Annotated in this window: 17 protein-coding genes and 1 tRNA gene; 5 read left to right on the forward strand and 13 right to left on the reverse strand. The window is 73.5% G+C overall.

The window, feature by feature from the left end:
- Positions 1 to 56: 56 nt before the first annotated feature.
- From ehuD to ehuB, 3 genes are read right to left on the reverse strand one after another with little or no spacing between them, the layout of a single operon-like run.
- Positions 57 to 707, reverse strand: coding sequence for an ectoine/hydroxyectoine ABC transporter permease subunit EhuD (gene ehuD / locus ORI94_RS17335; RefSeq protein WP_266076281.1), 651 nt, complete (start codon positions 705 to 707; stop codon positions 57 to 59).
- Positions 704 to 1,420 (reverse strand): ectoine/hydroxyectoine ABC transporter permease subunit EhuC, encoded by a 717-nt coding sequence (gene ehuC, locus ORI94_RS17340; protein WP_266076283.1) that lies wholly within the window; start codon positions 1,418 to 1,420, stop codon positions 704 to 706. Before ehuC ends, ehuD begins: the two co-directional genes overlap by 4 nt.
- Complete coding sequence (ehuB, locus tag ORI94_RS17345) at positions 1,417 to 2,343, reverse strand: ectoine/hydroxyectoine ABC transporter substrate-binding protein EhuB (RefSeq protein WP_266076285.1); 927 nt, start codon at positions 2,341 to 2,343, stop codon at positions 1,417 to 1,419. The genes ehuC and ehuB overlap by 4 nt, the downstream gene beginning before the upstream one ends.
- A 97-nt stretch (positions 2,344 to 2,440) precedes the next feature.
- Here ehuB and ORI94_RS17350 point away from each other — a divergent pair, with 97 nt between their 5' ends.
- On the forward strand, positions 2,441 to 2,935 hold the full coding sequence (locus tag ORI94_RS17350) for a DUF3830 family protein (RefSeq protein WP_266076287.1): 495 nt from the start codon (positions 2,441 to 2,443) through the stop codon (positions 2,933 to 2,935).
- Here ORI94_RS17350 and ORI94_RS17355 read toward each other — a convergent pair.
- Both ORI94_RS17355 and ORI94_RS17360 read right to left on the reverse strand, forming a co-directional pair.
- Positions 2,916 to 4,334, reverse strand: coding sequence for an amidase (locus tag ORI94_RS17355; protein ID WP_266076289.1), 1,419 nt, complete (start codon positions 4,332 to 4,334; stop codon positions 2,916 to 2,918). The two genes, ORI94_RS17350 and ORI94_RS17355, sit on opposite strands and share 20 nt — an antisense overlap.
- Positions 4,335 to 4,378: 44 nt before the next feature.
- Complete coding sequence (locus ORI94_RS17360; RefSeq protein ID WP_266076511.1) at positions 4,379 to 5,362, reverse strand: D-2-hydroxyacid dehydrogenase; 984 nt, start codon at positions 5,360 to 5,362, stop codon at positions 4,379 to 4,381.
- Between the two features lie 219 nt (positions 5,363 to 5,581).
- On the opposite strand from ORI94_RS17360, the gene ORI94_RS17365 reads away from it, so the two are divergent.
- The 3 genes from ORI94_RS17365 to ORI94_RS17375 all read left to right on the forward strand — a co-directional run bounded on the left by ORI94_RS17365 (position 5,582) and on the right by ORI94_RS17375 (position 8,531).
- Positions 5,582 to 6,547 (forward strand): aspartate/glutamate racemase family protein, encoded by a 966-nt coding sequence (locus ORI94_RS17365; protein WP_266076291.1) that lies wholly within the window; start codon positions 5,582 to 5,584, stop codon positions 6,545 to 6,547.
- Positions 6,544 to 7,275, forward strand: coding sequence for a decarboxylase (locus ORI94_RS17370; RefSeq protein WP_266076293.1), 732 nt, complete (start codon positions 6,544 to 6,546; stop codon positions 7,273 to 7,275). The genes ORI94_RS17365 and ORI94_RS17370 overlap by 4 nt, the downstream gene beginning before the upstream one ends.
- Positions 7,276 to 7,391: 116 nt before the next feature.
- On the forward strand, positions 7,392 to 8,531 hold the full coding sequence (locus ORI94_RS17375) for an LLM class flavin-dependent oxidoreductase (protein ID WP_266076295.1): 1,140 nt from the start codon (positions 7,392 to 7,394) through the stop codon (positions 8,529 to 8,531).
- On the opposite strand, the gene ORI94_RS17380 is transcribed toward ORI94_RS17375, so the two are convergent.
- Positions 8,474 to 10,399: a putative bifunctional diguanylate cyclase/phosphodiesterase gene (locus tag ORI94_RS17380; protein WP_266076297.1), complete on the reverse strand. Its 1,926-nt coding sequence runs from the start codon at positions 10,397 to 10,399 to the stop codon at positions 8,474 to 8,476. The two genes, ORI94_RS17375 and ORI94_RS17380, sit on opposite strands and share 58 nt — an antisense overlap.
- Positions 10,400 to 10,735: 336 nt before the next feature.
- On the opposite strand from ORI94_RS17380, the gene ORI94_RS17385 reads away from it, so the two are divergent.
- Entirely contained in the window at positions 10,736 to 12,145 is a 1,410-nt protein-coding gene (locus ORI94_RS17385) for a M6 family metalloprotease domain-containing protein (RefSeq protein WP_266076513.1), read from the forward strand.
- A gap of 37 nt (positions 12,146 to 12,182) precedes the next feature.
- On the opposite strand, the gene ORI94_RS17390 is transcribed toward ORI94_RS17385, so the two are convergent.
- The 7 genes from ORI94_RS17390 to ORI94_RS17420 form a co-directional block, all read right to left on the reverse strand.
- Positions 12,183 to 12,256: transfer RNA gene (locus ORI94_RS17390), tRNA-Lys, on the reverse strand.
- The gene (locus ORI94_RS17395; protein ID WP_266076300.1) at positions 12,247 to 12,873 is read right to left on the reverse strand and encodes a bifunctional DNA primase/polymerase; all 627 of its coding nucleotides are present in this window, start codon (positions 12,871 to 12,873) and stop codon (positions 12,247 to 12,249) included. The genes ORI94_RS17390 and ORI94_RS17395 overlap by 10 nt, the downstream gene beginning before the upstream one ends.
- Positions 12,874 to 13,034: 161 nt before the next feature.
- Complete coding sequence (locus ORI94_RS17400; RefSeq protein ID WP_266076302.1) at positions 13,035 to 13,400, reverse strand: hypothetical protein; 366 nt, start codon at positions 13,398 to 13,400, stop codon at positions 13,035 to 13,037.
- A gap of 176 nt (positions 13,401 to 13,576) precedes the next feature.
- Positions 13,577 to 14,926: an AAA domain-containing protein gene (locus ORI94_RS17405; protein WP_266076304.1), complete on the reverse strand. Its 1,350-nt coding sequence runs from the start codon at positions 14,924 to 14,926 to the stop codon at positions 13,577 to 13,579.
- Complete coding sequence (locus ORI94_RS17410; RefSeq protein ID WP_266076306.1) at positions 14,923 to 16,521, reverse strand: hypothetical protein; 1,599 nt, start codon at positions 16,519 to 16,521, stop codon at positions 14,923 to 14,925. Before ORI94_RS17410 ends, ORI94_RS17405 begins: the two co-directional genes overlap by 4 nt.
- Positions 16,512 to 17,723, reverse strand: a complete 1,212-nt coding sequence (locus tag ORI94_RS17415; RefSeq protein ID WP_266076308.1) for a hypothetical protein — start codon at positions 17,721 to 17,723, stop codon at positions 16,512 to 16,514. The genes ORI94_RS17410 and ORI94_RS17415 overlap by 10 nt, the downstream gene beginning before the upstream one ends.
- Positions 17,665 to 18,657, reverse strand: coding sequence for a phosphatase PAP2 family protein (locus ORI94_RS17420; protein ID WP_266076310.1), 993 nt, complete (start codon positions 18,655 to 18,657; stop codon positions 17,665 to 17,667). The genes ORI94_RS17415 and ORI94_RS17420 overlap by 59 nt, the downstream gene beginning before the upstream one ends.
- Between the last annotated feature and the right edge of the window lie 159 nt (positions 18,658 to 18,816).

Below are 18,816 nucleotides of genomic sequence, written 5' to 3' on the forward strand. Positions count from 1 at the left end.
CGTCCGGCTCGGGGGTCCTCTCGGGCTCGACGGGGTGGGGGCCGGGCAGGGTGCTGTCAGTGGACAAGGCGTCGCTCCAGGGCTCGCAGGGCAAGGGAGGCCAGGTAGGAGATGACGATGAAGGCGAAGCCGATCACCGTCAGGGGCTCGGTGAACTGGAAGTGCTGCTGGGAGAACAGGCGGGCCTCACCGAGCATCTCCAGCACGGTGATCGCCATCAGCAGGGGCGTGTCCTTCAGCATCGAGATGACGTAGTTGCCGAGCGCGGGGACCACCCTGCGCACGGCCTGCGGCAGGATCACCGCGGTCCACGTCCGGCGCAGCGGCAGGTTCAGGGCCGTCGCCGCCTCCCACTGGCCCACCGGCACGGCCTCGATGCCCGCGCGGTAGACCTGCATCGTGTACGTCGAGTAGTGCAGACCGATGGCGACGACACCCGTGGTCAGTGCCGAGAAGGTCACTCCCCACTCGGGCAGCACGTAGAACAGGAAGAACAGCTGCACCAGCAGCGGGGTGTTGCGGATGAACTCCGTCACGCCGCCGACCGGCCAGGTCACCCAGCGGGACGGCACCCGCATCAGCAGGGCCCACACCAGGCCGAGGACGAACGAGATCAGGGAGCCGAGGACGAGGATCTGCAGGGTGACCAGCAGGCCGTCCCAGAAGTACGGCATGAATTCAAAGACGGCGCTCCAGTCCCACTTCATCGGACCGCACCCCCCACGGTGGTCGTCTCGGCCCGCTTCAGGTCCGTCTTGGGATCGGGCACGGGCTTCTTTCCGACGCCGGCCTTCAGCTTCTTCTCCAGACCGCGCATGATCCGGGTGAGCAGGAAGGCGATCACGAAGTAGATGACCAGGATGTACGTGTAGATCTCGGCGCTCTCCTGCAGCGCGAGGCGCACCAGGTTGCCGCTGAACGCCAGATCGCCCATGCCCATGATCGACACCAGGGCGGTGCCCTTGAGCAGCTCGATCAGCAGGTTGGAGAACGGCGGGATCATCTCCGGCACCGCCTGCGGCAGCAGGACCAGCCGCATCCGCTGCGCGGGCGTGAAGCTGAGTGCGATCCCGCCTTCGATCTGGGCCGGGTCGACGGCGGCCAGCGCGCCGCGCACGATCTCCGAGCCGTAGGCGCCGTAGGTCAGGCCGAGCGCCAGCGTGCCTGCCCACAGCGGCACCAGCTGCCAGCCGAAGGCCGGGGGCAGCACGAAGAACACCCAGAAGATCATCACCAGTGCCGAGGTGCCGCGGAACACCTCGGTGTAGAAGCCCGCGAGGAAGCGGACGAACTTCGAGTGGTGGGTGCGCGCGATGCCGACCACGAAGGAGACCGCGGTCGCGAGCAGCGTGCTGAGCACCAGCAGCTGGATCGTGACCCAGACGCCCTTGAGTACGAGTTCCCAGAGTCCTGAGGTCATCCGCCGCACAGCTCCTTCGCGGTCAGATCCGTCATCTCGTCCTCCGTGAAGCCGAACGGCCGCAGGATCCGCAGCAGTTCGCCGCTCTCCTTGAGCTTGGCCAGCTCGGCGTTGAAGGCGTCCCGCAGGTTCGTCTCGGTGGGGCGGAACGCGAAGCCGCCGCCGTCGGTGTGCGGCTCACCGTCGACGATCGGCTGGAACGGTTCGGTGACCTCGGTCTTGGTGGACTTCTTCACCACCTCGCGGGTGGTGAGCGCCGTACCGGCGAAGACGTCGACCCGGCCGGCCTCCACGGCGTTCAGCCCGGCGACCTGGTCGGGGACGATCAGTATGTCGCCCTCCGGGTACCCGGCCTCGACGGCGTACGCGATCTCCGCGTACCCGGTGCCGGTGGCGAACTTCGCCTTCTTCTCGACGACGTCCTTGTAGCTGGTCAGCCCTTTCGGGTTGCCCTTGCGCACGATGAACGAATCGAGCATCTGGTAATCGGGGTCGGAGAATATGACCTGTTCGCAGCGCTCGGGATTGATGTACATCCCGGCGGCCACGACGTCGAACTGCTGCGAGTTCAGACCCGGGATCAGCGAGCCGAACTCGGTGGGGACGGGCTGGACCCGGTCCACGCCGAGCCGTTTGAAGATGACCTTCGCGAGTTCCGGCGCCTCGCCGGTCAGCTCGCCGTCCTTGTCGATGTAGCCGAAGGGGATCTCGCCGGCGATGCCCAGGCGGACCACCCCTGCCGCCCTGAGCCGTTCGAGCTGTTCACCGCCGTTCGTGCTCGCTTCGGTGGGCACGCGCGAACAGCCCGCGGCGCCGAGTGCGCCGAGCGCCGCCACCCCCGCGAGCAGCGACCGGCGGGAGGGTCCGGCGGACACGGACGCTTCCCCGCGTCGTCTCAGTGGTTTTCCCAGTGGTGGAGCCATGGCGGCGCGGCTACCCGAAGTGATGCCGAGTATTCCCGCCAGTTTCGGCCCCCTTCGGCGGTCGGGCGGTCTTGACCGGTGCGGGAGGATGGGTCTCATGATTGACCGATATGTCGAGGTCTCGCTGGTCAAACGCGGAATCACCTGTACGGCCCGGCTGCTCGACGACCGGGCACCGGTCACCTGCGCGGCCGTCTGGGGCTCCCTGCCTCTGTCCGGCGACGTCTACCACGCCAAGTACGCCCGCAACGAGATCTACGCGCTCTTCCCGCCGTTCGCGTCCTCTGAGCCACCGTTGGAGAATCCGACGGTCACGCCCGTCCCGGGGGACCTCTGCTACTTCTCCTTCGCGGGCGCGGAACTGGGCACCAAGGCCTACGGGTACGACCGCGAGGTCGGCCCCGGCGCCACGGTCGTGGACCTGGCCCTGTTCTACGAACGCAACAACCTGCTGCTGAACGGCGACGTGGGCTGGGTGCCCGGCATCGTCTGGGGCCAGGTCGTCGAGGGCCTCGCGGAGATGGCCGAGGGGTGCAACGACCTGTGGCGCACCGGAGCGGCGGGGGAGACCCTCAGCTTCCGGAGGGCGTGACCCCGGACCCGTACAGCGCGTGGGCCGCCCGCAGCACCAGCGCGTCGGCGTGGCGGGCGGCCACGAGCTGGACGCCGATCGGCAGCCCGGCCGCGTCGGTGCCCACGGGGACACTCGCCGCGGGCTGCTGCGTCAGGTTGAACGGGTAGGTGAACGGGGTCCAGCCCGTCCACCGCCGGTGACCGGACCCCTTCGGCACCTCCACACCCGCCTCGAACGCGGTGCGGGGCACGGTCGGGGTGACCAGCAGGTCGTAGGTGTCGTGGAAGCGGCCCATGCGCCGGCCCAGGTCCATCCGGACGTCGACCGCCGCCAGGTAGTCCAGCGCCGACCGGCGCGCCCCGGCCGCGCAGATCTCCTGCAGCCCGGGATCCAGCAGCTCGCGCTGCTCCCGGGTGAGGTGCTGCACCACCCGCGCCGCCCCGCAGAACCACAGGGTGTGGAAGGCGTCCGCCGGGTCGGAGAAGTCCGGGTCGGTCTCCTCCACGTACGCCCCGAGCGCGGCGAGGCGCTCCACCGCCCGGCGTACCGCGGCCGCCACCTCCGGGGCCACCGCCACCTGGCCGCCCAGCGACGGCGAGTACGCCACCCGCAGCCCCCGCACCCCGCCGTCCAGCCCCTCCCGAAACGAGCCGGGCGCCGGTGCCAGCGCCGACCAGTCGCGCGAGTCCGGCCCGCCGATCACGTCCATCAGCAGTGCCGCGTCCGCCGCGTCCCGCGTCATCGGGCCGACGTGCGCCAGCGTGCCGAACGCGCTCGCCGGATACAGCGGCACCCTCCCGTACGTCGGCTTCAGCGCGAAGATCCCGCAGAACGCCGCCGGGATGCGGACGCTGCCGCCGCCGTCCGTCCCCAGCGCCAGCGGCCCCGCGCCCAGCGCCACGGCCGCCGCCGCGCCCCCGCTGGACCCGCCCGCGGTGCGCGCCGGGTCGTACGGGTTGCCGGTGACCCCGCTGAGCGGGGAGTCCGTCACGCCCTTCCAGCCGAACTCGGGGGTCGTCGTCTTGCCCAGGAGGACGGCGCCGTGCTCCCGCAGCCGCGCCACCGACGGCGCGTCCTCCTGCCAGGGGCCCGCCGGGTCGACGGCACACGAGCCGCGCAGGGTCGGGGCGCCGCGCAGCAGCAGGATGTCCTTCACCGTGACCGGCACCCCGTCGAGCAGCCCGCGCGGCTCGCCGCGCCGCCACCTCTCCTCGGACGCGGCGGCCTGCTCCAGCGCCTGGTCGGACAGCAGCCGGACGAACGCGTTCACCTGCGGCTGGATCGCCTCCGCCCGCTCCAGCGCCGCGCGGGTCACCTCCACGGGACCGAACGCGCCGGTGCGGTAGCCGTCGAGGAGCTGCACGGCGGTGCGGGACGTGAGGGCGGCGGGGCCGCTGGGGTCGGTGCCTTGGGTCATCCACGCTCCCGTGAGGTCAGGGGTGCCGGGGTCCGGCGGACGGGTCAGTGTCCGGGTACGTACCCGCGCTGCTTGTCGACCACGTTCGACAACGGCTCGCCCGCGGCCCACAGCTCGTACAACTCCACGAACTGGGCAGCGAGTTCGTCCCGCCACCCGAGGGTGTCCCCGCTCATGTGCGGCGACACGACCAGCCCCGGCACGTCCCACAGCGGGCTGTCCGGGGTGAGCGGCTCGGACGTGAAGACGTCCAGGGCGGCACCCGCGATCCGGTGGCTGCGGAGCGCCTCGGCGAGCGCGTCCTCGACGACCAGCGGGCCGCGGCCGATGTTGACGAAGTGGGCGGACGGCTGCATCAGGGCGAAGCGGCGGGCGTCGAACATGCCCCGGGTCCGCTCGGTCAGGGGCGCGGCGGCGATCACCCAGTCCGCACCGGCGATCAGCCGGTCCAGGTCCTCGGCGCCGTGCACGGCGGCGGCGGGGGCGCCGACGCCGTCACCGCGCGAGGCGGCGCGCGCGCTGCGGCCGACCAGCGCGGTGGTGACCCCGAGCGCCTCGAGCGTGCCGGTGATCGCCCGGCCGATCGGCCCCGACCCGACGACACAGGCACGGGTCCCGGCGACCTGGCGCGACTCGCGGTGGCGCCAGGTCCGCTCCCGCTGGAGCTCCAGCGTCCGCGGCAGATCCTTCGCCATCGCCAGGACGAGCGCGGCGACGTACTCGGCGATCGGCCGGTCGAAGACCCCGCGCGCGTTGGTGACCACCGTGTCGGAGGCGGCGAGTTCCGGACACATCAGATGGTCCACACCCGCGCTCGCCGTGTGCACCCAGCGCGGCCTCGGCCCCCCGCCCGGCCAGGCGGCGCGTACCGCGTGCGAGGCGAAGTCCCAGACCAGCAGCACGTCGGCGGACGGCAGCCGCTCGGCGAGGGTCGAGGCGTCCGCGTGCTCGATCCGGACCCTGCCGGTCAGCCGGCCCAGCCGGGGCGGCGGATCGGCGTCCAGGACGAGCAGCGTGGGGAGGGCCACGGGGCCGGTGCCGGGGCTGGTCACGGCGGTCGCGGGGCCGGCCGTGGGGGGCGTCGCGGGGGTTTTCTGGGGGGAGGTCATGGCCGCCTTTTCCCCGGGAGGGCCGGAAGTCTGAGATGTGCTGATTGACCACGCTGGCACCCCGAACCTACCGTCGTCAACACGGGCGTTTGAACGAACCGTTGCGTGCTCGTCTCTCACCGTGAGGCCGGTGCTGACATGGACGTCACCTTTCTCGGCGGACCAGGCCCGCAGCGCGGTGTCGGTGTGGTCGCCCCCTTCGACTTCGCGCTGGACCGCGAGCTGTGGCGGTGGACGCCTGACGAGGTGTCCCTGCACGTCACCCGGACGCCGTACGTACCGGTCGAGGTGAGCCTGGACCTCGCCCGGATGATCAGCGAGCACGAGACCCTCCGGAACGCCGTGGGCACCCTCACCGAGGTCACCCCCGAGGCCGTCGCGTACGCCTGCACGTCGGGCAGCTTCGTCGGCGGGGTCATGGGCGAACGCGCCATGTGCGAGGCGATGAGCAGGGCCGGCTCCGTCCCCGCGGTCACCACCTCGGGCGCGCTGCTGGAGGCGCTGGTGGAGCTGGACGTGCGGCGGCTGGCACTGGTGACGCCGTACACCGTGTCGGTGACCCGGGCGCTGGAGGAGTACGTGGCGCAGGCCGGGGTCGAGGTCACCGGCTGCGCCTACATGGGCCTGACCCGGCAGATCTGGAAGGTCACCTACCGGCAGGTGGCCGACATGGCCCGGCGGGCGGCGGTGTGCGGCCGGCTCGGCACGGCGGACGCGCTGTTCCTGTCCTGCACCAACCTGCCCACCTACGACGTGATCCCCCAGCTGGAGGCGGAACTGCGCATACCGGTGATCTCGGCCAACCAGGTGACCATGTGGGCGGCGTTGCGCCGACTGGGTACCCGGGCGGTGGGACCGTATCAGGCGCTGATCGACACGTCGGCGCGCACCGGCACCGGGGCCGGGAGCACACTGCCGGGCCCGGCGGCCGGTTCCGTACTGCCGGCCGCCGGGCCGGTGGTGCCGACCGGCTCCGTACTGCCGGAGGGCCAGGAGCCGCCGGGCGTACGGGGCGTGCACGGCGTGTCGGACGCGCAGGGCGTGCCGGGCGCGCAGGGCGTCTCCGGTGCGCCGGACGAGAAGCAGCAGGAAGGCTGGACATGACCGCACTGGGATTCCTCTACCCCGGACACTCCGCCGAGGACGACTACCCGCGCATCGAGCAACTGCTGGGCAGCGACGTCCGGGTGGATCTGGTGCACACCGACATCGGTGAGGACGCGCACCGGGCCGACGCCCTGCTGGAGATGGGCGCGGCGGACCGGCTCGCGGCCGGGGTCCAGGAACTGCGGCTCACCGGCGCCGACGCCGTGGTGTGGGCCTGCACCAGCGGCAGCTTCGTACGCGGCTGGGACGGCGCCCACGAACAGGTGCGCGCCCTCGCCCGTACGGCGGGCACGCCCGCGTCCTCCACGTCCTTCGCCTTCGTGCACGCGGCGCGGGAGATCGGGGCGCGGCGGGTCGCCGTCGGCGCGACCTACCCGGACGACGTGGCCGCGCTCTTCGCGGAGTTCCTGGCGGCCGACGGGGTGGAGGTGACCGGGGTGACCAGCTCCGGGATCATCACGGCGGCGGAGGTCGGCACCTGGGGCGAGGCCGAGCTGTTCGCCCTCGCCCGCGCGGCCGACCGCCCGGACGCCCAGGCCCTCCTGCTCCCCGACACGGCCCTGCACACGGCCGCCCACGTCCCGGCCCTCGAGAAGGAGCTCGGCAAACCGGTCCTCACCGCCAACCAGGTCACCGTCTGGGAGGCCCTGCGTCTGGCGGACCGCCGGGTGAACGCCCCGAGCCTGGGCGCCCTGTTCACGCGGGAGCCGATCGTGCAGGCGTGAGCGGGGCGGGCGGGCGCGAGCCGGGCGGGCGGAGGGGCGGCCCGCCCGGGAATAAGCGGGGACGGCCTCCTGTTACGGGTGCGGCGAACGTCACCCGACACAGGAGGCACCCCACCGTGGCCGCAGACAACACCGCAGGCGCCGGTACACGAGGCGTCACGCACGGCTCGGCGCCCGTTCCGCTCTCCGTGCTGGACCTGGTCACGGTCGGCGCCGGGCACACCGCCTCCGACGCGCTGCGCACCAGCGTGGATCTCGCCCGGCTCGCCGAGACGCGCGGCTTCCACCGCTACTGGGTCGCCGAGCACCACTCCATGCCGGGTGTGGCGTCCTCGTCCCCGGCCGTGATCCTGGCCCACCTCGCCGCGTACACCGAGCGGATCCGGCTCGGTTCGGGCGGGGTGATGCTGCCCAACCACGCACCGCTCGTCATCGCCGAGCAGTTCGGCACGCTGGAGGCCATGGCACCCGGCCGGATCGACCTCGGTCTCGGCCGCGCCCCCGGCACCGACGGCGCCACCGCCGCCGCCCTGCGCCGCACCGACCGGCCGAACGAGGGCGCCGACGACTTCCCCCGGCAACTCGCCGAGCTGACCCGCTTCCTGGACGACGACTTCCCCGACGGCCACCCCTACCGCCGGATCCACGCCGTCCCGGGCCCGGTCCAGGCGACCTCGCCCGGCGGGGTGCAGTCGCCGCACCGCCCGCCCGTCTGGCTGCTCGGCTCCTCCGGGTTCAGCGCCCGGCTGGCCGGCATGCTCGGCCTGCCCTTCGCCTTCGCCCACCACTTCTCGGCGCAGAACACGGTCCCCGCGCTGGACCTCTACCGCGAGTCGTTCAGCCCGAGCGGTGTCCTCGACGAGCCCTACGCCCTGATCGGCGTCTCCGCGCTCGCGGCCGAGGACGAGAGGGAGGCCCGGCGCCAGGTGCTGGCCGCCGCGCTCAGCATGGTCCGGCTGCGCACCGGCCGCCCCGGTCTGGTCCCCACCCCGCAGGAGGCCGAGGCGCACCCGTTCTCGCCGATGGAGCAGGAGTTCGTCGACTCGTGGAACGCCAACGTCGTCCACGGCACCCCGGACGAGGTCCGCGCAGGCCTGGACGGCCTGCAGAAGCGCACCGGCGCCGACGAGCTGATGATCACCGCCAACGCGCACAGCGGTGACGTACGCCTGCGGTCCTACGAACTCATCGCGGACGCCTACGGGTTGCCGACGACCGGATCGCCGACGACCGGATCGCCGACGACGTCCGCCTGAACCTCCGGCGCGCCCAGCAGTTCGGAGATGCGGTCCGGCGGGACCGGCCGGGAGTACAGCCAGCCCTGACCGGTGTCGCACCCTATCCGGCGCAGCCGGGTGGCCTGCGCCGAGGTCTCCACGCACTCCGCGGTGACCGTCAGCCCCAGCCGGTGGGCGAGCTGCACCATCGCCTCGACGATGGCCTCGTCCGCCGGGCTGGGCGCCGCCGCCCGGTCCTCGTACTGGAAGCCGCGGACGAAGGCGCCGTCCAGTTTCAGCACCGACACCGGGAGCCGGCTGAGGTAGGCCAGGTTCGAGTAGCCGGTGCCGAAGTCGTCGATGGCGATGCGTACGCCCATGTCGCTGAGGGCCGTCAGCGCCTGGAGCGGCCGGCCCGAGGAGCCCATCACCGCGGACTCGGTCAGCTCCAGCTGGAGCAGCTGCGGCGCCAGGCCCGTCTCCTTGAGGGTCTCGGCGACGTCCGCCACCAGGTCGGAGTCCCAGACCTGACGGACCGCCACGTTCACGCTGACGAAGATCGGCGGCTCGTCGGGATGCTCGGTCTGCCAGCTGCGGGCCTGCCGGCAGGCGGTGCGCAGCACCCAGCGGCCGAGCTTGACGATCGAGCCGTCCTCCTCGGCGATGGAGATGAACCGATTCGGCGTCAGGGTGCCGAACTGCGGATGGTTCCAGCGGACCAGGGCCTCCACCCCGTGCACCCGGTCGTCCTCCATACCGACCAGCGGCTGGTACTCCAGCGCGAACTCGCCCCGTTCGACGGCGGGACGCAGCGTGGAGGCGAGGGCCTGACGGGTCATGCGGTGCGCGTTGCGCTCCGGGTCGAACAGCGTCCAGCGGGACTTGCCGTCGGCCTTCGCCCAGTACAGGGTCGTGTCGGCGGCCTGCATCAGCGCGGTGGGCGTGGTCCCGGCCGCGTGCCGTTCGACCACGCCGATGGACGCCGACACCGACAGCCGCTGGCCGGCCACGTCGAACGGGTCCTGGATCGCGCCGAGCACCGACTCGGCGAGCTCGGCGAGCTGTTCGGTGCCCGTGGAGTCCTCGACCAGCAGCGCGAACTCGTCCCCGCCGAGCCGGGCCACCAGCGGGGTGCAGCCCCGGGACCGGCCCGCCTCCTCGGCGCACAGCGTCAGCCGTTCGGCGACGGCGGCCAGCAGCCGGTCGCCGACGCGGTGGCCCAGGGCGTCGTTGATGGCCTTGAAACCGTCCAGGTCCAGGGAGCACAGCCCGATCCGGCCCGTGCCGCTCTCCTGGTACGACTCCGCCTCCAGGGCGGCCGTCAGCCGTTCGAAGAACAGGGTGCGGTTGGGCAGCCGGGTCACCGGGTCGTGCATCTGCAAGTGCCTGAGCCGGGCCTGGAGTTCGTGGCGGGCGCTGACGTCGGCGACCGACAGCAGCACGCCGGGAGCGCCGTGCCCGTCGTACTCGCCGTGTTCCCGGTGGGCGGCCCCCTCCTCCGGGGGGAGCGGGGCGACCGACACCTGCACCCACAGGGAGTGCCCCTCGGGGTGCTTGAGCCGGCGGGTGCAGCGCAGCCGGCCCTGCCGGCCGCTCAGCAGGTCGCGGTAGGCGTGCCAGGCACGGGCGTCGGAGGAGAGGTCCACCAGGTCGGCGGCGACCGCGCCGGTCAGGGTGCCCGGCGCGCGGCCCAGCAGGGCGGCGAGCGTGCCGTTGGCGCTGATCACCCGGCCGTCACAGCCGACCACGGCCATGGCGAGCGGAGCGGCCGCGAAGACGGAGCGGTACGACGGGGGCAGGGGGAGGCCGGCGCATCCGGTACGGCACGGCGCGGTGATCTCACTCTCCGTGACGGTCGGCCGGTTGGGATCTGCTGTGGGCGTCGGCCCTTCGGACGTTCCGCTCACCGCTCGCTCCCGCCGTGCACTCGATCGCTGTCCGTGCCGGAAAGCCTCAGGAATGTCTCAGGAAAGTGTGCCGATCATAGAGGTCTCCCTGAAGCCCTTCCAGTCACTCTCCAGTGTCCAGGACGGTCCCGCATCTCTGCCAGATCGTTTCTGCTCGGAGGTGGCTGGCTTCTTCAGGCCTCCGACCGGTTGTGACGTTCCGTGAGTGGTTCGAGGTGTCGCCCGTGAACGGATTCCACGCCTCCTCACCCGTCCGGTGCAGATAAACAGGGCGTATGACTGCAAACCCCCACAGGCTGGGTGCGGTGTCCCGTGAACCGTCTCCCGGAGGTCTCCGTGCCGCGTCAGCTCCCCCTGAGAGGACTCGGTCGTGAGGCTCTGAGGAGGTTGGGCCGTCTGGGGGTCCGGACGGGACTCCGGACGGGGCCGTGGTCCGGCGGTCCACCGGCCCGGCCCCGGCTGCGCGGCACGGCGGCCGTGTGCACCACCATGTCGGCGCTCGCCGCGACCTCCATGATGACCGCTCCCTCCGACGCCGAGCCGTTCTCCGCGGCGCCGTGCGCCCTGATCCGCACCGACGCGCACCACTCGGAGGGCCTCGACACCTGGAACGCCGCCTACCCCCGCCCGGCCGGCCGGCTGAACGCGGTCATGGTCTTCCTGTCGTTCCCGGACTCCCACCCCCTGACCACCCCCGAGGAGCTGACCGCCGACCACTTCCCCGCCACCAGCGACTTCTTCCACCGGGCCTCCTACGGCAGTTTCTCCCTGCACCCGCACGCCCTGCGTCACTGGATCCGTATGCCCCGCCCGTCCACCGCGTACGCCATACAGCGCGACTGGAGCACGCGGCACCGGTCCGCCTATCTGCGCGACGCGCTCGCCGCGGCCGACCCGCGGGTCGACTTCTCGCGGTACGACGTCGTCTACTTCGTCGCCGACCCGGACGCACCCGGCGTGGACTCCGACGCCACGAAGGTCGTCAACCTGGACACCCCGCTGCGGGCGGACGGCACCGACATCCGCCGGGTCGTCACCGTGTTCGAGGAGCACCCCCCGGACCGGCTGGTCCTCGCCCACGAGACCGGCCATGTCTTCGACCTCCCCGACCTCTACCACCGGCCCGCGGACGGCGAGGGCGACTGGGACACCCACGTCGGTGACTGGGACCTGATGGGCAGCCAGTTCGCCCTCGCCCCCGACCTGTTCGGCTGGCACAAGTGGAAGCTGGGCTGGCTGGAGCCCCGGCAGGTGCGGTGCGTACGGGGCGCGGGGCCGGTACGGCTGACGCTGGAACCACTGGCGGCGGGGCCCGGGGTACCCGCGACGGGCGCTGCCGGGGCGCCGGCCTTCGGGCTGGGCGGGGGCACCAAGCTCGCGGTGGTGCGCACCGGCCCGGACAGCGTGCTCGCCTTCGAGGTGCGGGCACCCGTCGGCGACGACGCGGACGCCTGCCGGTCGGGGGTGCTGGTCTACCGGGTGCGCGGCACGACCCGGTCCGGTGAGGGCCCGATCCAGGTGATCGACGCCCACCCGCACACGGAGGCCTGCCGGGGGGAATCGGTCTACCCGGCCCTCGCGGACGCCCCGGTCGCCCTCGGCGAGAGCTTCACGGTGCCGGAGGACGACGTACGGGTGGAGGTGGAGGGGCGTACCGCCTCGGGGGCCTGGACGGTGCAGATCGGCGTGGGCCGGGGCGGGGGCGGCGACGGGGGTGCCGGCGAGGGGGTGGGCGCAGACGCGTAAAAGGCCCCTTGCCGTGGCAAGAGGCCTTTCCGTGTCGTGCGCCGCCAGGGACTCGAACCCCGGACCCGCTGATTAAGAGTCAGCTGCTCTAACCAACTGAGCTAGCGGCGCCTGCTGACGTCGTAGACATTAGCACCCTGGTCGGCGGGAGGAAAAATCGATATCCGCACGGCCGCGCGGGCCGCCCGCACGGCCGCCCGGAGCAGCGCCTCCGGGCCCGGCAGCCAGGGGTGACGTGTGTCCGGGGCCACCAGCCAGCGCGAGCCGGAGCGGGCCGTGCCGGCGCGGGGGGCCGGGGCCGGCACGGTCACCGCGTCACCGGTGCCGTGGCACAGCAGCGGCGGGACCCCGCCCGTACGGCCGGCCTCCCCGGGGCCCCTGCCACGGGCGCCCCACTCCTCCCACTCCAGCAGCGCGGGGAGCCGCTGGGCGGTGCCGGGCGCCGCGAACAGCAGCATCCGGCCGCGGAACCCGGCCACCGGGCCGGGGCCCGGCCCCTCGTCCCACATCCGGTCCAGCATCCGGCGCCCGAAGGCCGAGGGCGTGCTCACCACGTCGAAGACGGAGCCGCAGGGCAGCACGACCGGTGCGTCCGGCCGCTCCTCCCAGAGGGAGAGGGTGCTGCGCGGATACGTTCCTGCGGAGGCGAGCCAGGCGGCACCGTCCGGGGTGACACCCGTGGCACCCGTGACGCCGCCGAGGTCGGGGGCCTTGCGCGTACTGCTCATGCCGTCTGTCTACCGGCGGTGAGGAGACGACCCCCCAGGGTCGCGGAAACCGGGGACAGGGAGGCGGGGAGGGGGTATCGTGCCCGCCTGGCATATGCCGCATCTGTTCGACCGGGCGGACCCGAGGTCCGCTGGGGGGCGTCGCAGGGGGCGCGGCGTCCTCACGAGGGGTCGACGCGGTCCCGGCCCTCGCCCCCGCGCAGCAGGTCCCGGCCGAACTCGACCATCTTCTTCGCGTAGTCCTCGGTCCACTCGGCCCGCTCGGCGATGTCGGCGACCGTCAGCCGGTCGAAGCGCCGGGGGTCGGCCAGCTGGGCCGCCGCCATCGCCTGGAACTCCATCGCCCGGTCCGCCGCCGCACGGAACGCGAGCGTCAGCTCCGTCGCCCGCTCCAGCAGCACCCGCGGATCGTCGATCGACTCCAGGTCGAAGAAGTGCTCCGGGTCGGCCGCCGCTGCCGTGGGCTCGAACAGCAGGGGCGCGGGGCGCAGCCGCGGTTCGTCCCGACGCGGCGTGGGCTCCGCCATGTCTTCTCCTTCGTCCTTGTGCATGCGTGCGTGGTGGCGCTTCTGCCCGCCGGGAGGAGCGGGCCACCTCCCATTCTCGCGCGCCCCGCAAGAGGGCCTCGGGACCGGTGGGGTCAGGACTGCCGCACGGTCCGGTGCCGCGCCGGGCGTGTGCCGGGTGGGCGCCGGGGTGCTGGTCAGGGCTGCCAGGTGACTCGGTGCTGTGCGAGGTGGGCCAGGACGGCGTGGTTGGCCTCCCAGCCGTCCGGGAACTTCACGAGGGTGCCCAGCTGGACCGGTTCCGTCGACGGGTAGGCGTCCAGCAGCTCGCCGACGCCCGCCCGGCACACCACGATGCAGGCGTGCCGGTGCCGGGAGGCCAGCACGCACAGCCGGCCCGTCTCCAGGTGGAAGGCGGTGGCGTCGGGGCGGCCGGACAACGGGTGCAGCACCACCGTGACGTCGAACTCACGTCCCTGGAGCCGGTTCGCCGTGTCCACGGTGACGTCCGCCGCCCCCAGCCCGGCCAGCGCCGCCCGCACCGCCGCCGCCTGGTCGCGGTGCGCGGTGCCCACGGCGATCCGGTCGGCGGTGAGCGGCACCGCGTCCTCGGCCCGCTCCGAGACCGACGCGCCCCGCCGGTCCAGCAGCCGGCGCACGACCAGCGCCACCGCCCGCACCGCCTCCGGGTCCGTGCGCGGGGTGTGCCGGGCGGGCAGCTCCAGCAGGCCCCAGCCGGACCCGGCGGCCTCGTCGATCACCCGGTCGGGCCCCGAACCGTCCGACGGCACCCCGAGCGCGAGCCGCCGGTCGCCGTGGCCGGTGCCGCTGCGGAACGGCGTGTACGGGTAGAACGCGTCCGACACCAGGGGCGCCGCCGAGGCGGGCAGCCGCCACGACACCGGCAGGCGGTGCTGCGGCAGTTCGGGATTGTGCGCGAGCAGCGTGGTCACGGCGGACGCGGACGGGTCGTACGACAGCCCCGCCCACTGCTCGCCGCCCACGATCGAGAACGGGTCCAGCTGCCCCGGATCGCCCACGAACAGCGCCCGCTCGAACAGTCCGGCCACGGCGAGCAGCGCGTCCGAGCGCATCTGGTACGCCTCGTCGACGATCGCGTGCGCCCACGGCTCGACGCCCTTGACGTGCGCCCACTTGGCGGCCGTCGAGACGACCACGTCGAGCCCCGCGAGGTCGGACGCCTTCGCCGACGTGCGGACGTTGTCCAGGCCGTCCAGCGCCTTGTCGTACGGGTCGGTGTCACTGCTGTGCAGCCGGCCGACCGGCAGCCCGGGGTTCTTCTCCGCGAGCCGCAGCACCAGGTCGTCCACCTGGGCGTTGGTCTGCGCCACCACCATCAGCGGGCGTCCCGCGTCGGCCAGCTCCAGCGCCGCGCGGACCACGAGCGTGGACTTGCCGGCGCCGGGCGGGGAGTCGACGACCACACCGCGCGCGGTGCCGTGCAGGGTGTCGTGCAGGATCGCGTCGGTGGCCCGGGTGGCGGCCGCACCGGCGTCGAAGACGGTCTCGGTGGGCGAGTGGGTCACAGCACGTCCTCCTCGGTCACCGGGTCGGCGGGCTCCTGCACACCGGCCTGTGCGCCGGGCGGCCCGCCATGGGTCCACGGGGTCTCCTCCGGGTCGGGCAGCTTCGCCCCGCCGCGCGGTTCGTGCTCGAACAGCGTGAAGAGGACGCGGTCGCCCTTCTCCGGCACCGAGCCCGCCTCCGGCTCCCTGCCGCGGCCCATCTTGTCCATGATCCGCAGAATGAGCAGGGACCCGCCCTCCTCCGCGGCGACGAACTCGGCCGTCTGCGGCTTTCCGCCCAGGGAGCGGTACACGCGGACCCGCTCGCCCAGGTGCGGGCGGTCGTCCGTGCGGACGGTGACCAGCGGGCGGGGGCTCGGCCGCCTGCTCTCGCTGTACGCCATGACGACATCGGTGACCTCTCCGGCGAACGCCTCCCCGGACAGCCGCCGGCCCGCCATCACCAGCGGGTCGTCGAGGGCCTCCTGCGCTTCCAGCCGGGCCTGCTCCCGCTCGCGCGTGGCGAGCTTGTTGGCCGCGGTCACCGCGTCGTCGCGGCGCGGCTGGGGCGGCTCACCGGCCAGCACCCGGTCCCGGTGACCGGTGAACGACCAGCGGTCACGCGTCCACCGCTCCTCGACCCGCGCCCCCCGGGGCAGCGCCCGCAGCAGGTCCAGGCCCCGCCACACCGCGTCCCAGGTGGGCCGCGTACGGCTCTGAACCAGCTTGCGGATCTCCCGCTCCGCCGCCGTCAGCGCGCCGAGCCGCTCGTCGGCCTCCAGGCCGTCCTGCGCGGCGGCGAGCGCCGTACGGGCCCGGTCGTACCGCTCGATCGCCGGGGCGAGCAGCTTGTTGTCGAACGCCGGGTCGGTCGCCGGGCCCGCGGGCGGGCACCGCAACTGCCCGTCGGCGTCCCGTGCCAGCTCCGCCTCCCGCGCGGCCTCGGCGCCGGAGCGCCCCGCGGGCGGGTCGATCCACGCGAGCAGCGCCCCCAGGTGCTGGTCCTCCAGGGTGGACTGCCCGGTCGCCCAGTGCCGGCCCAGCAGGTCGGTCATGGCCGGCAGCAGCGACGACCCGGGCACCCGGGCCCGCTCCCCGAAGTGCGTCAGCCACCGCCCGAGCAACGGCACCCGGGGCGGCGCGGGGAAGGGCGCCTCCGGGTCCTGCTCCGCCGTGCGCCGAAACCGGGTGGAACGGCCGAGGAGCCGTACGAGGTCGGCACCGGCCCGGCTCGGCACGATCAACTGCGGCGCGTCCGCGCACAGTTCGACCTCTACCTTGATCCGCTTGCCGGTCTGGGGGTCGGTCTCGCCGCGCTCTGCGGCCTCCACGGCCTCGGCGCAGCTGTCGATGTAGGGCAGGACCACGTCGGCCAGTTCGGCCAGGAACGCGAACCTGAGGTCGCGGTCGCGCGGCTGCGGTACGGCCAGCAGCCGGGGCGCGTCCCGGTCGGTGCCCACCAGCGCGCCGAGCGGGGCTCCCGCCTCGCCGGCGGTGGTCAGCGGCACGAACACCAGGGGCCGCTCGGACAGATGCCGGTGCCGGACGGTGGCGACGGGCCGGGCCCGGCCGGTGCTGACGGCCTCGAGGCGGGCGAGGGTGGTGATCAGCGACAAGGGTCCTCCTCCGCGCGGACGGACACGCGGACGGATGCCGCCGCGCCGGCGAGGGCCTCCGCGCGCAGGGCCGCCGCCCGGCGCAGGGCGGCGACCGTCGGATCGCCGGGATCACCGAGCTCGCCGCGGGACGCCGCCAGGACGTCCTCGACCGTCGTCAGGCCGCCCAACTCGGCGCGGACCGGGCGGCCCAGGGCGGTCACCGCGTCCTGCGCGCGGGAGCGGTCCCGGCAGTGGAAGGCCAGCTCGCACGCGGACAGGCACTCCGGCGCGTAACTCGCCGGCACGGACTCCACCGAAGCCGCCAGCCGCTCACGGGGCAGCTCGGGGGCGAAGCAGGTGCCCTCGGGGAGCGTGTCCGCGATGTTCTCGATCCGGGTGAGCCGGGCGAGCTGACGGGCGGTCACCGCGCGCTGCTTGCGCACGTCCACGGCGGACGCGGTCGGCAGGTTGGAGAAGTCCTTGGGGCACACCAGCAGAATCCGGTGCCGCACGCGGGGAGCGGCCGTGTCCGGGGTCGTGTCCGGGGCCGTCTCCGGGGCGGCGGCGAGGCGGGCGGCGACCTCCTCCAGCGCGAGCACGTACACCGCGGCCTGCCGGGCGGCCGCGCCGACCTTCGCCGGGTCGGCCGAACCGTCGAGGAGGGGGAAGGACTTGATCTCCACGACCGTCCAACTGCCGTCCGGGTGCACCACCACCGCGTCCGGCTCCAGGAACGCCGGGGAACCCGCGACGTCCAGCGCGAGCAGCGGGTGGTCGAGCAGTGTCCACTCGCCCGGCGCCCGGACGGCCTCGCCCAGCGCCAGCTCCGTACGCGCCCGACGCCCCTCGTGGCCCGCCGCGGACAGGTCCGGGACGCGCGCGGCGGCGGGCGGTTCGGCGGAGCGGTCCAGCTTCTCGTGGACCAGCCGCAGCAGCTCCGTGCCGCCGTCCGCCTTGACCTTGGCCTCGAACGCGTTGCCCCGGACGAACGCGAACTGGGACTGGCCGAAGACCGACGGGGAGCCCAGCGCGCCCGCGAGCGTGGCCTTGTCCACCCCCGCGCCGTCGAGGATCGCGCGCCGCTCGCAGCCCGGGTTGGCGGCCAGGGCGGCCAGGGCGCGCGCGTCCAGTGCCTTGGCCCGTACGCCCGGGCCGCGCAGTTCAGCGAGCCGGTGCCGCAGCCGTCCGGTCGTCTTCTCCCCGGGCTGGAGGGGAGACACCCGGCTCGGTTCCGGAGGCGGGCCGTGACTCGAGCTGCCGCTGCCGTGGAAATCGCTCACCCGCGGAAGTCTGGCATCCGGCACTGACAATCGGGGAACCCGGGACGGACGAGGCCGCCTCGACCGGGGCGGAACGCCGCGCGAACTGCGGGGCGGGACCCGGCAGTACGCCGGCCTTCGCCCGGTCCGCGTTCCGCAGCACGACCGGCGTGAGCAGCAGCCCGGCACCCATCACGGCGGCGCCCGCGACGGCGTCGAGGAAGTAGTGGTTGGCGGTGCCCATCACCACGACGAGCGTCACCAGCGGGTAGACGACGCCCGCCGTCCTCGCCCACCGCGTACCGCCGTGCCGCCACAGCACCACACCGCACCACAGGGCCCAGCCCACGTGCAGGCTGGGCATCGCCGCGTACTGGTTGGTCAGGCCGCCCAGCCCTCTGGGGGCGCTGGCCTCACCGGCCCACCACCCGTACGAGCTGTACTGGGCCATCGTGTCGACGAAGCCGTGGCTCGCCTCGAGCAGCCGGGGCGGGCAGGTGGGCAGCAGGGTGAAGCCGATCAGTCCGATGAACGTCGACGTCATCAGCCAGGTGCGGGCGGCGCGGAAGTGCGCCGCGCGGGAGCGGAACAGCCAGACCAGGAGCGCGGGCGTCACCAGGTAGTGCAGCGACGCGTACCAGAAGTCGGCCGGGATCCCGAGCCACGGCTCGCGCGTGAAGAGCCGGTTCAGCGGTTGCTCGGCGTTGAGATGCAGCGCCTGCTCGATGCGCAGGATCGCCAGACCGTGGTCCACGGCGTCGGCGACGTCGCCCCGGACCAACAACCGCCCCGCCGAGTAGCAGGCGTACACGAGAAGGATCAGCGGCAGTTCGGTCCACCAGCGCAGCCGGGTCGCCGGGGCCCCTTCGGTACCCGGTATCTCGCTGTGCGGCATCCGATCGCCCTCCCCCTCGTCCCTGGGCGGCGCCCACATGGTGGTCGGCCACTCTACGGCGTGCAGGCGCCCCCGCCGAGGCGCCCCGGCCCTGATAGACGCTGCGATCGCCCACCGGGTTGCCCGTGGCCGGGGTGCGCGATGATGGAGGGGTTCCCC

This window comes from Streptomyces sp. NEAU-W12 (genome assembly GCF_026242095.1).
Lineage (GTDB): Bacteria > Actinomycetota > Actinomycetes > Streptomycetales > Streptomycetaceae > Streptomyces.